The organism is Bifidobacterium miconis (assembly GCF_019331735.1).
Lineage (GTDB): Bacteria > Actinomycetota > Actinomycetes > Actinomycetales > Bifidobacteriaceae > Bifidobacterium > Bifidobacterium miconis.
In genome coordinates this window covers 1-11332 of the sequence record NZ_JAHBBH010000060.1, presented here as the reverse complement: position 1 = coordinate 11332, position 11332 = coordinate 1, and the positions used below count along the sequence as shown (strand labels likewise).

Annotated in this window: 12 protein-coding genes; 4 read left to right on the top strand and 8 right to left on the bottom strand. The window is 65.3% G+C overall.

Translation table 11 applies throughout. The features are described from left to right. The coding region (locus KIH79_RS12215) for a hypothetical protein (RefSeq protein WP_219059626.1) at nt 1-250 on the top strand (250 nt) is incomplete at its 5' end. A 182-nt stretch (nt 251-432) separates the two neighbouring features. Here the strand turns inward: KIH79_RS12215 and trmB are convergent. The 4 genes from trmB to KIH79_RS12195 form a co-directional block, all read right to left on the bottom strand. After that, on the bottom strand, nt 433-1332 hold the full coding sequence (gene trmB, locus KIH79_RS12210; protein ID WP_219059625.1) for a tRNA (guanosine(46)-N7)-methyltransferase TrmB: 900 nt from the start codon (nt 1330-1332) through the stop codon (nt 433-435). Nucleotides 1333-1509: 177 nt separating this feature from the next. Then, nucleotides 1510-2025 carry a low molecular weight protein-tyrosine-phosphatase gene (locus KIH79_RS12205; protein ID WP_219059624.1) on the bottom strand — a complete coding sequence of 172 codons (516 nt, stop codon included), beginning with the start codon at nt 2023-2025 and terminating at the stop codon, nt 1510-1512. A 93-nt stretch (nt 2026-2118) separates the two neighbouring features. Beyond that, nucleotides 2119-2787: a dihydrofolate reductase gene (locus KIH79_RS12200; protein ID WP_219059623.1), complete on the bottom strand. Its 669-nt coding sequence runs from the start codon at nt 2785-2787 to the stop codon at nt 2119-2121. 101 nt (nt 2788-2888) lie between these two features. Further along, entirely contained in the window at nt 2889-3764 is an 876-nt protein-coding gene (locus tag KIH79_RS12195; protein WP_219059622.1) for a thymidylate synthase, read from the bottom strand. 314 nt (nt 3765-4078) lie between these two features. On the opposite strand from KIH79_RS12195, the gene KIH79_RS12190 reads away from it, so the two are divergent. After that, the gene (locus KIH79_RS12190; RefSeq protein WP_219059621.1) at nt 4079-4492 is read left to right on the top strand and encodes an OsmC family protein; all 414 of its coding nucleotides are present in this window, start codon (nt 4079-4081) and stop codon (nt 4490-4492) included. A gap of 172 nt (nt 4493-4664) precedes the next feature. Here KIH79_RS12190 and KIH79_RS12185 read toward each other — a convergent pair whose 3' ends face one another. The 3 genes from KIH79_RS12185 to KIH79_RS12175 form a co-directional block, all read right to left on the bottom strand. Beyond that, nucleotides 4665-5702, bottom strand: coding sequence for a universal stress protein (locus KIH79_RS12185; RefSeq protein WP_219059620.1), 1038 nt, complete (start codon nt 5700-5702; stop codon nt 4665-4667). A gap of 274 nt (nt 5703-5976) precedes the next feature. After that, a complete protein-coding gene (locus KIH79_RS12180) occupies nt 5977-6834 on the bottom strand; it encodes a C40 family peptidase (RefSeq protein WP_219059619.1) in 858 nt (285 codons plus the stop codon). Between the two features lie 176 nt (nt 6835-7010). Next, nucleotides 7011-8036: a CHAP domain-containing protein gene (locus KIH79_RS12175; RefSeq protein ID WP_219059618.1), complete on the bottom strand. Its 1026-nt coding sequence runs from the start codon at nt 8034-8036 to the stop codon at nt 7011-7013. 214 nt (nt 8037-8250) lie between these two features. Here KIH79_RS12175 and serC point away from each other — a divergent pair, with 214 nt between their 5' ends. Continuing rightward, nucleotides 8251-9399: a phosphoserine transaminase gene (gene serC, locus KIH79_RS12170; protein WP_219059617.1), complete on the top strand. Its 1149-nt coding sequence runs from the start codon at nt 8251-8253 to the stop codon at nt 9397-9399. A gap of 22 nt (nt 9400-9421) precedes the next feature. Then, a complete protein-coding gene (locus KIH79_RS12165; RefSeq protein ID WP_219059616.1) occupies nt 9422-9685 on the top strand; it encodes a hypothetical protein in 264 nt (87 codons plus the stop codon). 18 nt (nt 9686-9703) lie between these two features. Here the strand turns inward: KIH79_RS12165 and KIH79_RS12160 are convergent, their stop codons facing one another. After that, complete coding sequence (locus tag KIH79_RS12160) at nt 9704-11113, bottom strand: sensor histidine kinase (protein ID WP_338023152.1); 1410 nt, start codon at nt 11111-11113, stop codon at nt 9704-9706. Nucleotides 11114-11332: the final 219 nt, after the last annotated feature.

The window sequence follows — 11332 nt, the reverse complement described above, 5'->3', positions numbered from 1 at the left end:
CAGCCACGGCATCGCCACCGTCATCGACCCGACCACCGGTGAAATCCTCGCCGAACAAACCTTCGACATCACCCGCGACTACCAACGCCGTACACGCACACCAACCGTCAACCATGCCCCAACACACCCGTCAACCATGCCCCAAGACATACCGTCAACCATGCCCCGACACATGCGTCAACTATCCGCTAAGACTAGACAAAAGACCATTCTCGCCCTTCATGGCAGGTTCTTCCCCACATTTGCATGAGCAACCCGCATGCCGTCCCGCATGCCGTCTCCGACCGACGTCGGTTAACAGTACCAATTTCCCCACATCCATCCACGGCCATTGTTCCGCAGGCCCAGACGAAACAGAATGTGGGGAAAATCGGACATTTCAGGCCGTAACCACAGGCCGCACCCGCAAGACCGACAACGCCCCGACGCCGCTCACACCGCCCGGTACGTGAAATCGTGGATCACGCGCCCCGCGGCCAGGCCCTTCTTTTCGAAGTTGGTGAGCGCGCGTCCCTCGAAGCGCGCGGATTCACGGAAATCGGCGTGCGGCAGGCCAGCTGCCGAGTCGGCGTTGCCCTTGCCGACGTGTTCGGTCGGCAGGCTTACGGTCAGCGAGCCAACGTTCTCAAATCCGACCGCATCGTCCATCACCTCATGCACGTGCAGCGCGTAGTCCTCGATGTCGGTGGCGATACGCCACACGCCCCCGTCGACCAGCGCGCGACGCACGTCGCCCGCCAGCTCCGGCTGCACGATGCGTCGCTTGTGATGCTTCATCTTCGGCCACGGATCCGGGAAGAACGTCCACACCTCGGCCAGCACGCCCGGCATGCACACCTTGAACAGCTCCGGCGCGTTCACCTGTGCGATGCGAATGTTGGCAAGATCCCGCTTGCCGGCCAGCAGCAGCGTGTGCGCCACGCCCGGATCGTACACTTCCAGCGCCAAAAAATTCAGCTCGGGATGCGCCGCCGCGGCCGCGACCACGTTTTCGCCCTGTCCCGAGCCGATCTCGACGATCAGCGGATGGTCGTTGCCCCACGTCGATCGCACGAATCCAGCATCGAACCGCAGATCGTCGCGCACGTTCAGCGACCCCTCGCCAGCGGCGATGTCGAGCAGATACCGGTCGGCGTACGCGTCCCACGCACGCTGCAGGCGATCGTCGAGACGCGCGGACCGGCGGACGAACGAGAGCACCTTGCGCCCGTACAGCGGCGGACGATCGGCGGTGGACGCCGACTCGGACACGACCGACTCGGACGCAACCGGAGCGGACGACGAAACAACCCCGTCAGAGGCAAGATCAGTGTGATTCACGACTTCAGACATACGTCATACGATACCGGCATGCGCGGAACGCCGGAGACGCACATCATCAACGCATCGGCATTGTGCAAAGCCCAATTACGCAAAATGCGCACGGCCCGAAAGCCGCGCGCACTATATGGCGAGTAAACATGCAGCAAGACACCGCCCTTGCCACAACGACGCCAACCTCAGCCAACCTCAGCCGAGCTTGGTCTCGACCCAGTCGACGATGTACGGCGCGACTTCCTTGATCTGGTCGATCGCGATCTGGAACTCGTGCGGGCCGCCGTACCACGGGTCGACCAGGTCGATCTCGTCCTCGTGTCCGGGCTTGACCGCCGGCAGGTTCGGGTCGAAGCTGCGGTACATGTGCACTTCGGAACGCTTTTCGGCCGGCAGCTGGCGCAGCAGGGCGCGCATGTGCGACGCGGTCATCGGCAGGAACAGATCGCTTTCGTTGATCTCCTCGCGCGTGATGCGGTGCGCGAAATGGTGCGCGGGGATCTCGTAGCCGTCGGCGCGCAGCACGCGCACGGCACGGCGGTCGATCGGATTGCCGTACTCCTCGTCGGACACACCGCTGGACATGACGCGCACGCGGTCGGCGAGTCCGCGCGACTCGAATTCGGCGCGCAGGATGATCTCGGCCATCGGAGAGCGGCAGATGTTGCCGGTGCATACGGTCATGACGGTGTACAGGTGGTCTGCGGTCATCTCACTACTTTCGGTTCGACTTTCTGTTCGACTTTCTGTTCGGCATCGGCCCGTTGTCGATGTATCTGCCGATGCGGCTGGTATGGCCGTCGCTCAGCGGGTCTTCTCGAACGTGACGAAGCGGTACGCCCGGATGCCGCTGGCCTTCGCCTCGGCGCGCTCCGGCTTGAGCCAATGGCCTTCGTCGGCGATGTGCCACAGGTCCGCGTCCACGAGGTCGCGGATGTCCGGCGCGTACACGTCGGCGTCGACCTTCGCGTCGATGATCGTCACGTACGCCTTGGACGCGAGCGGCAGGGCCTCGCGGAACATCTGCGCGCCGCCGATGACCCAGATTTCGCTGCGGTCCATGCCATCGTCCGGAATCGCCTCCTGACGCGCGTAGTCCATCGCGTCGTCGAGGCTTTCCGCCACGGTCGCACCGAGCGCACGGTACTGCGGATCGTGCGAGACGACGATGTTGTCGCGGTTCGGCAGCGGGCGATACTTCGGGTCGAGCGACTCCCAGGTCTTGCGTCCCATGATCACCGGATGCGAGACGGTCAGCTCCTTGAAATGCTTCAGGTCCTCGGACAGGTGCCAAGGCATGCCGCCGTTGAGACCGATGGCTCCTTCACGACCTTCCTTGTCGCGAGCCTCCGCCCATATGAGGTTCACCGAGAACGTCTTGGGGAAATCGTCGCCCCAGTCCTCGGTGTCGTCAAGCCCGGCAGATCCGGGCTCGGGTTCGTGGTAGCCACTGCGACTACTGTCATGCTCCATTTCAATCACTCCTTGGGTTGAACTGGGTCAGAATCTTATAGTCAGACCGCGACGGCCGCGCCTGTCACGCGGCCGGACGCAGGTCGTGGGACGGACGCGGATCACACCGCAACAGGCGCCTTGATCGTCGGATGATGCTGGTATCCGACGATTTCGAAGTCGCCGTAGTCGTAGTCGAACAGCGAGTCGGCCTTGCGGATGCGGATCTTCGGGTACGGATACGGCTCGCGCGACAGCTGTTCGAGCACCTGCTCGATGTGGTTGTCGTAGACGTGGCAGTCGCCGCCGGTCCACACGAACTCGCCCGGCTCGAGCCCGGCCTGCTGGGCCATCATGAGCGTGAGCAGCGAGTACGAGGCGATGTTGAACGGCACGCCGAGGAACATGTCGCACGACCGCTGGTACAGCTGGCAGGACAGCCGCCCGTCGGCCACGTAGAACTGGAACAGCGCGTGGCACGGCGGCAGCGCCATCTGGTCGACTTCGGCCGGATTCCATGCGGTCACGACCATACGGCGCGAATCGGGATAATGCTTGATCAAATCGAGCACGTTCGCGATCTGGTCGATGGTGCGGTTCGGATCCTCGGGCGTGGGCGCGGGCCAGCTGCGCCACTGCACGCCGTACACCGGGCCGAGGTCGCCGTTCTCGTCGGCCCACTCGTCCCAGATGTGCACGTTGTGCTCCTGCAGCCAGCGCACGTTGCTGGAACCCTTGAGGAACCACAGCAGCTCGTACGCGAGCCCCTTGAAGAACACGGTTTTGGTGGTCAGCAGCGGGAAGCTGCCGTCGGACAGGTCGAATCGGATCTGCCGGCCGAACAGGGAGATCGTGCCGGTGCCGGTGCGGTCGGACTTGAGCGTGCCCTCGGTCAGGATCGTGCGCACGAGATCCTCGTACGGCGTGGGGATGTCGGTGTCGGGGCGCGCCGGGATGCGCGCGCGGACGTCTGCAAGCTGTTCCGGTGTCAATGCCATGCCTTTCAGCATACATGTCCCTCGACATCGCGTGACATTCAAGATAGGAACAACCTTCCACCATCATCAACACCACGCCAAAAGCATGATTCGCGTGACATTCAAGATAGTAAGAGGCAACTACCCGCGATCCCGTCACGCAGTACAGGGAACGATCGGAAAGATCCTGCGGCACCGGCCATACACGGCCATGCAACGGCCATATTATGCGCGCGGCGGACGGGACACGACGCAAGTGAGCTAGATTGGGAGATGATGACGACGCGACGCGATTGGCGCGACGCGCGTACAGCATGGACTCCAAGGAGGACACTATGGGCAAGCGACTGTGGGTCGAGCGCAACAAGGACGGCTCGTGGGACGCGTTCAGCGAGGACGGCGCGCATCTCAAGTTCGGCCACGGCAAGGGCGTGTTCACGCCGGGTGACCTGATGAAGATCGCGCTGGCCGGCTGCGCGGCCCTGTCCAGCCAGTTCGCGATCGAGCACACGCTCGGCGAGGGCAAGGGTGCGAGGATCGTCGTGGACGGCACGTACGACGCCGACAACGACGCGTACATCAACTTCAACGAGCAGGTCGTCGTCGACGCGATGGACGCCGGACTCAGCGACGAGGAGGCGGACAAGCTCAAGGAACGCATCACGCGCCACATCGACAAGGGCTGCACCGTCAAGCACACCTACGTGCAGGAGACGCCGGTGCGCATGGACGTCACGATCCGCCACTAGCCGGCCGTCAGTCGTTCCAAACGCGACTAGCCGACTCAGCTGCCGGACGACTCGGTCATTCGAACGCGGCACGCAAAAGCTCCCCCGCACATCCCGTGCGAGGGAGCTTTTTCACGACGTTACCGTTGCTTAGTTGCTTACTGGTCACCGGCCGCCGTTGACCGGCCGCCGATCACTGCCTATCCGGGTCGATCTTCGCCTCGATCTTGGCGGCGACCTCCGGCTCGGCCGTCGGCACCGCAATCTCTTCGACGCCGCTGATCGCCTCGATCGGCTTCGTCGGCACCTCGGCCGGCGAGCTCGGCACCGTGTCGAGGCGGCTCTCCGCGGCCTCCACGTACTTGCGCGGCACCACGTACACCGGGGTCACGGCGTGCTGCAGCAGGCCCTGGCTGGTCGAGCCGAGCAGCAGGCCGGTGAAGCCGCCGCGGCCGCGCGAGCCGACGACCACGACGTCGTGGTTCCAGCTGGCCTTGGTCAGCGCGTTCACCGCGGAGCCGGGCACGACCTGCTTGTTGATCTTCAGGTTCGGATGCGCTTCGGCCAGCGGCTTGATGCGCACGTTGAGATCGTCCAGATAGGACTCCATCACGCCTTCCTCGCCGTCGATGCCCTGGATCTTCGGCACGGCCGAGATCACGTCGAGTTCGGCGCCCCAGCTGTCCGCGAACGCGGCGGCGATTTCAAGCGCCTTGAGGCCCCACTTGGATTCGTCGGAGCCGACCGCGACCTTGGTGATCGTGTTGTTGAGGTGCATCAGGTTGCCGTCGTCGTCGGTGTACGGCACGACGACGATCGGGCAGTACGCGTACGCCGGCAGCGACGACGACGTGGTGCCGAGCAGGCGTTCGGCGAGGCCTCCCTTGCCGCGGTTGCCGATGACGATGAGATTGTAGTTGCGGGACAGTTCGACGAACACGGACGCCGGGTCTCCGGTAACGATGAGCGTGGCCGCCTCGACGCCCTGCTCGTCGGCGATGGCCTTGGCCTTGGACAGGATCTCCTGCGCGTCGGAGTGCGCGGCGTTGTCGTCGCCCATGGCGGTGTACGTGGCGTCGAAGGACACCGCTGCGTAGCTCGGCAGCGAATACGCGCACACGATCTGCAGCGTGAGTCCTGCATGCTTGGCGTAGTTCGCGGCCCACCACGTGGCCTTGTAGCTGGCGTGCGAACCGTCGACTCCCACGAGAATTGCCTTGTCGTTGATCATGACGACCTCCTTACGTCGTTCGGCGCAACCGTGCGCCGCCCACAACCCCAAGAATACTCGCCGACCGTGTGAATCGCGTGTTATCCCACGCGGGAAAATCACCGGAACATTGACGCCGGACCGGTGTCGCGCGGGCGCTTATGCGTGTGCGTCCGCATACGAAAACAGCGCCCCGGTGTGGGGCGCTGTCATGCGAGGCGCAAAGTGGCGAGATGCTCGCCGTTGGCATGATGCCGGCCGTTGCGATCGATCGCTGCGGCCGACGACGTGCGGTTTACAGCACGCGGCGGATGGAGTAGCCGCTGGTGAACACGCTCAGACCGGTGATCTGCGTGCCCTGATACGGGTTGAGCGCGTTGACGACGAGTCCGTTGCCGATGTAGATGGCCGAGTGCGTTTCGTTGGCGAGGATGTCGCCCGGCTGCGCGTCGGCGATGGAGGCGACCGCAGTGCCGACCGCGGCCTGGGCACCCGAATAGTGCGGCAGGCTGATGCCGAACTGGGCGTACACGTACTGGACGAAGCCGGAGCAGTCCCAGCCGCTGGGCGTATTGCCGCCGGCCGCGTACGGCGAGCCGACGAACTGCGTGGCATAGGAGGCGAGGGCCGAGCCGCTCGCGCTGGCCGGTACGGACGTGGTGCCGGTCGCATCGGCGGTGGTGCCGTTGGTCGTATCGGTGGAGGCGCCGGCGGTGCCGTCCGTGGTGGCGGTCGCATCGGCGGTGGCGGCGGTGTTGGTGTCGGGAACCGCGTCGTACAGCGAATCACGCTGTTCGGAACGGCTGGCGGCCTGCGAGTCGGTCTGCGACTCGGACTGGGCCTGCGCCTCGGCGGCGGCCTTGGCCTCCTCCTCGGCCTTCTTCTTGGCGGCTTCGGCGTCCTTTTCGGCCTTGGACTTGGTCACCGGCACATTGAGGCTTTCGACGCCTCCCCAGTTCGTGTCGTTGTCGACGGACGTGGAGGCGGATTCGGAGAGCAGGTCCTTGCGAACGACCTGCACCTTCGGGAACGAGCGCGACGAAGTGACCGTACCGGAATCGGCCGCTTCGGCACCCGGAACGACCGCGAGCGCGAGCGTGCAGCTGGCGACGGCCGTAACAGCGATAATCGAAACTTTGCGCGAAATATTCATCGAGACGACAGCCTACCACACCGAGGGAACGAACGGCCGGGAAATTTCAGGCGGCGGCAATAGCAAACAATGATCGCCGGCAATCAATGCAACCAATAATGCAAGCGAACGGAATAACGACGGCGACGATCGGCTGCCGGACGCCGATCAATGAGATCAATAATGAATCACATGAATCAGTAGTGGATGTACTGCAACTGCTTGGCGTCGCTTGCGGAGATGGTGCGGTGCGAGATCACGCCGAGCCCCTTGACGTTCGATTCGGACACTTCGATCGAACCGTCCTTGTGGATCTTCTCCACGATCGCGACGTGACCGTAATACGCATCGGCGTTGAGCTGGCCGGGCTGGAAGACCACCACGTCGCCCTGATGGCGGGCCGTGGAATCCACCCAGTAGCCGAACGTGGACGCCGAATTGGCCCAGTCCATGCCGTTGCCGAAATACGAGCCGACCGGCAGGCCGAGTTCGACGCGGCGCTCGAACGCATACCACGTGCACTGGCCCCACGGATACGCGTTGCCGCCGTTTTCGCCGGTGGCGTGGTTCGGGTTGAAGCCCTCGGGCAGCAGGTCGTAGTCGGAGTCCATGCGCGCGGCGACCTGCGGGTTGGAGGCGGTGGAGCGCGACATGCTGTTCACGTCGAGGGAGCTGCCGTCGTCGGTGAGCTGCCAGTCGCCCTCGTTGCTGGTCTGCTGGGATTCGCCGTCGGCGGAGGTCGTGGTGCCGGACGCCGCGGATTCCGAAGCCGAGTCGGACGATGCGGTCGCGTTGCTGGCGACTTCGTTCAGCGGTGTGCGGTCGGTGGAGCGGGACACCGTGGAGGTCGGGGTGACGCGCTTGAGCTGCGTGGTCGTGGTCGCCGGATCGGCCGCCAGCGAAATCGGCGACTCCGGATTGGCCAGGGCGAGCGAGGTCGCCGCGGTGCCGACGAGCGCGGCAAGCGACGTGGAGACGATGATGTTGGAGCGACGTTCCGCCGCTCGGGCCGCCTCGCGCATGGCGCGGCGGGTCTGCGGGGCGATTTCGTTGAGCTTGTCGGCGAGCGCCTGATCGATGCCGAGGATCGCGCCGTCATTGGCCGCGAACTGCACGGCACGCACGCTGCGGGTGCTGTGGGAGCCCCTGCTCGGCGAGAACAGCAGCTGGGCCACCTGAATGCACGGGTTCTCCTTGGCTGCCTTGTGGGCTCCATGCCTCATATCGTGTACGCTCCTTGCCGGTTGGTCGAACATGACGCCGCTGCATCATGCCGCAATACCGTCACTAACTTACGCAGTGTACAACGAGCGCATGTCATCGGCAAACATATTGACGCCGAGTCAACATCGTTCCGCGCGGCTCCGTTCGCGGCCTTCCGCCGCCGTTTCGGACGAAACGCCATGACAATCCCCACATATCGTTAGGCTGGAAGGCATGTCGAACACGATTTCCATTCCTCAATCCATGCTGCCCGAAGACGGTCGGTTCGGTTCCGGCCCAAGCAAGATCCGCCCCGAACAGGTGACCGCGCTGGCCGAGGCCGCGCGTTCCCCGCTGGGCACCTCCCACCGCCAGGCCCCGGTCCGGCAGCTGGTCGCGTCGATCCGCGAGGGGTTGTCGTCGTTCTTCCATCTTCCCGACGGCTACGAGGTGGCGCTCGGCAACGGCGGCGCGAGCGCGTTCTGGGACATGGCCTGCGCTTCGCTGATCTCCCGCCGCGCCGCGTTCGGCACGTACGGCTCGTTCAGCGCGAAGTTCGCCAAATCGGCCGCGTCGGCCCCGTTCCTCGAGGATCCGGTGATCTATCAGGGCGAAATGGGCACGTATCGCCTGCCCGAGCTCACCGACGACGTCGACGCGTACTGCTGGGCGCACAACGAGACGTCCACGGGCGTGTCCGCACCGGTGCGCCGCATCGACGGCAGCCGCGAGCAGGGCGCGCTGGTGCTGGTGGACGGCACGAGCGCCTCGGGCGCGCTGCCCGTAGACGTCGCGCAGACCGACGCCTACTATTTCTCCCCGCAGAAGGCGTTCGGCTCGGACGGCGGCCTGTGGATCGCGCTGCTGTCGCCGGAGGCGATCGAGCGCGCCGCGAACGTCGAGCACAGCGCCACGCTGGACGGCGCGCGCCGCTGGGTGCCGCCGTTCCTGTCGCTGACGAGCGCGCTGGAGAACTCGCGCAAGGACCAGACGGTGAACACGCCGGCCGTGGCGACGATCATCATGCTGGAGAACCAGATCCGCTGGCTCAACGACAACGGCGGCATGGACTGGGCGACAGCCCGCTGCGCGAAGTCGGCGTCGCTGCTGTACTCGTGGGCGGAGCGTTCCGACTACGCGCATCCGTTCGTCGCCGATCCGGACGCGCGCTCGCATTCGGTCGTCACCGTCGATCTCGACGATGCGGTCAGCGCGAACCAGGTCGTCGCGGCGCTGCGCGACAACGGCATCGTCGACACGTTCGGATATCGCAAGCTCGGCCGCAACCAGCTGCGCATCGGCGTGTTCCCGTCGGTCGAGCCGGCGGACGTCGCGGCGCTGACCGCGTGCGTCGACTACGTCGTCGAGCGTCTGGCCGACTGAACGCGGAACGGCAGGTGACTGCATGAAGCTCAAGCTCGACCCGATCATCAATCCGGACGCCTGCCGTCCGGCCCCCAAGCCGGTGCGCGTGGACCTGCGCAAGGTGTTCCTGTTCGGCACGGCGATATGGGCCGCGGCCCTGGTCGTCAGCGCCATCCTGCTGTTCGCCGGGGTGCCGGCGCTGCGTCTGCTCATCGTGTGCGCGGCCGGCACGGTGATCGGCGTGATGATGCTCATCTGGGAGCATTTCGACCGCTGGGACTACCGCCGGCTCGGAGCCGACTAAACCCGTCGGCCGCAACGCCTACTGGGCCACGGGCAGCGACAGCGTGAACGTGCTGCCGTTGCCCGGCTGGCTCCACACCGTGACCCCGCCGTGGTGCGCGAGCGCGACGTGCTTGACGATCGCCAGTCCCAGCCCGATGCCGTCGCGCGAACGGTCGGTCTGGTTGCCGCCGCGGTAGAACCGCTCGAAGATGCGCGCCTGCTCGTCCTTCGCAATGCCGACGCCCTGGTCGATCACGCGGATCAGCGCATGGTGACCATCCTCCGCGGACCCGGCCGACACGCTCACGGACGAGCCGGCCGGCGAGTAGACGATCGCGTTTTCGATGAGCTTGACGACCGCCGCCGTGACCTGTTCCTCGTCGCCGTTGACCGTGAGCAGATTGTCGCATTCGATGAGCACGTTGACGTCGCTGCGTTCGGCGAGGGCACGCAGCCGGTCGCGCGCCGAACGCAGGATGTCCTTGACGTTGAGCCGGTTCGCCGACGACGGCACGACCGGTTCCTGCGATTTGATGAGCAGCAGCAGGTCGTCGACCATGCGGCTGAGCCGACGGCACGACGAGCGCACCTGATGCGCGTTCCAGACGATCTGCTCGGGTTCCAGCATGTCGCTTTCCAGCGAATCGGCGAGCTGTTCGAGCGCGCGCGACGGTTTGAGCAGCTGTTCGGACACGTTGGTGATGAACGAGTCGCGCACTTGGGAGAAGCGGATCGCGTCGCTCACGTCGTCGATGAGCACGACGACGAAATCGCCGACCTTGCCGACCGTGATCTTCAGCCAGTTCGGCCGCGTCACGCCCTGCACCTGCACCGGATCGCCCGGCTCGCGCTCGTCGCCGTTCGCCTCGTCGGCGGCGGCCTGATCGGCGGAGTACGCGGTGTGCGTGGTCAGGTCGAACTGCCGGCGGCCGCCGGATTCGCGCACCAGCCGCACGGCCTCGCGCACGCCGTCGTCGGCGATCGCCTCGTCGGACACGATGCCGAGCATGTACGCGGCGGGGTTTGCGCGCACCACTTCGTCGCGCTGGTTGACCACCACTGTGGCGTTCGGCAGCATCGCGAGCAGCGCGGTGGTCGCGTCGTCAAGGTCTTCGTTCTCATCGTCGCCGTCGACGTCGCGGTCGGCGAAGCGGTCGCGGAACCATGTGCGCACGTTCCGTGCGAGGCCGGCGAGCGAACGGTCGCGCGGGGAATCGTCGTCATCGTCGTCCGTATCGCCGCGGCTCCCGTTGCGGCCGCTGCCGCCGGCATCCGCCCCACGGTCGGAGCGTCGAACGTCGCCGCCGCGCGCGGCGCGCCATGCCTCGTAGTTGTCGATGAACGGGCGGATGCGGTCGTAGATCCAGAACAGCACCGCCGTCGCCAACGCGCCTCCCATGATGAGGAACGGAATGATCACGATGATGGTTTGGAGCTGTTCGGGCATACGTATCATTCTCTCACGCCGGAACAGCCGCGTAGAGCTCGTACCGGTTCGACGTTCCGCCATGCGACCCGCCGGCGGGTCGACAACGTTGTCGCGTCCGGCGCCGGACGGTCTCGGTCCGATATCCCAACGCCCATGGAACCGCAGGTGAATGGCCGGTGAACGACACCGTGAACTTTGCCTGAACGACCGGTGGCTTTTGGCTACGTTGTTGAGAAA

Excerpts from the sequence above, each read along its gene's own strand:
- trmB (WP_219059625.1), bottom strand. The coding sequence starts at position 1,332 with ATGTCTGAAGTCGTGAATCACACTGATCTTGCCTCTGACGGGGTTGTT.
- KIH79_RS12205 (WP_219059624.1), bottom strand. The coding sequence starts at position 2,025 with ATGACCGCAGACCACCTGTACACCGTCATGACCGTATGCACCGGCAAC.
- KIH79_RS12200 (WP_219059623.1), bottom strand. The coding sequence starts at position 2,787 with ATGGAGCATGACAGTAGTCGCAGTGGCTACCACGAACCCGAGCCCGGA.
- KIH79_RS12195 (WP_219059622.1), bottom strand. The coding sequence starts at position 3,764 with ATGGCATTGACACCGGAACAGCTTGCAGACGTCCGCGCGCGCATCCCG.
- KIH79_RS12190 (WP_219059621.1), top strand. The coding sequence starts at position 4,079 with ATGGGCAAGCGACTGTGGGTCGAGCGCAACAAGGACGGCTCGTGGGAC.
- KIH79_RS12185 (WP_219059620.1), bottom strand. The coding sequence starts at position 5,702 with ATGATCAACGACAAGGCAATTCTCGTGGGAGTCGACGGTTCGCACGCC.
- KIH79_RS12180 (WP_219059619.1), bottom strand. The coding sequence starts at position 6,834 with ATGAATATTTCGCGCAAAGTTTCGATTATCGCTGTTACGGCCGTCGCC.
- KIH79_RS12175 (WP_219059618.1), bottom strand. The coding sequence starts at position 8,036 with ATGAGGCATGGAGCCCACAAGGCAGCCAAGGAGAACCCGTGCATTCAG.
- serC (WP_219059617.1), top strand. The coding sequence starts at position 8,251 with ATGTCGAACACGATTTCCATTCCTCAATCCATGCTGCCCGAAGACGGT.
- KIH79_RS12165 (WP_219059616.1), top strand. The coding sequence starts at position 9,422 with ATGAAGCTCAAGCTCGACCCGATCATCAATCCGGACGCCTGCCGTCCG.
- KIH79_RS12160 (WP_338023152.1), bottom strand. The coding sequence starts at position 11,113 with ATGCCCGAACAGCTCCAAACCATCATCGTGATCATTCCGTTCCTCATC.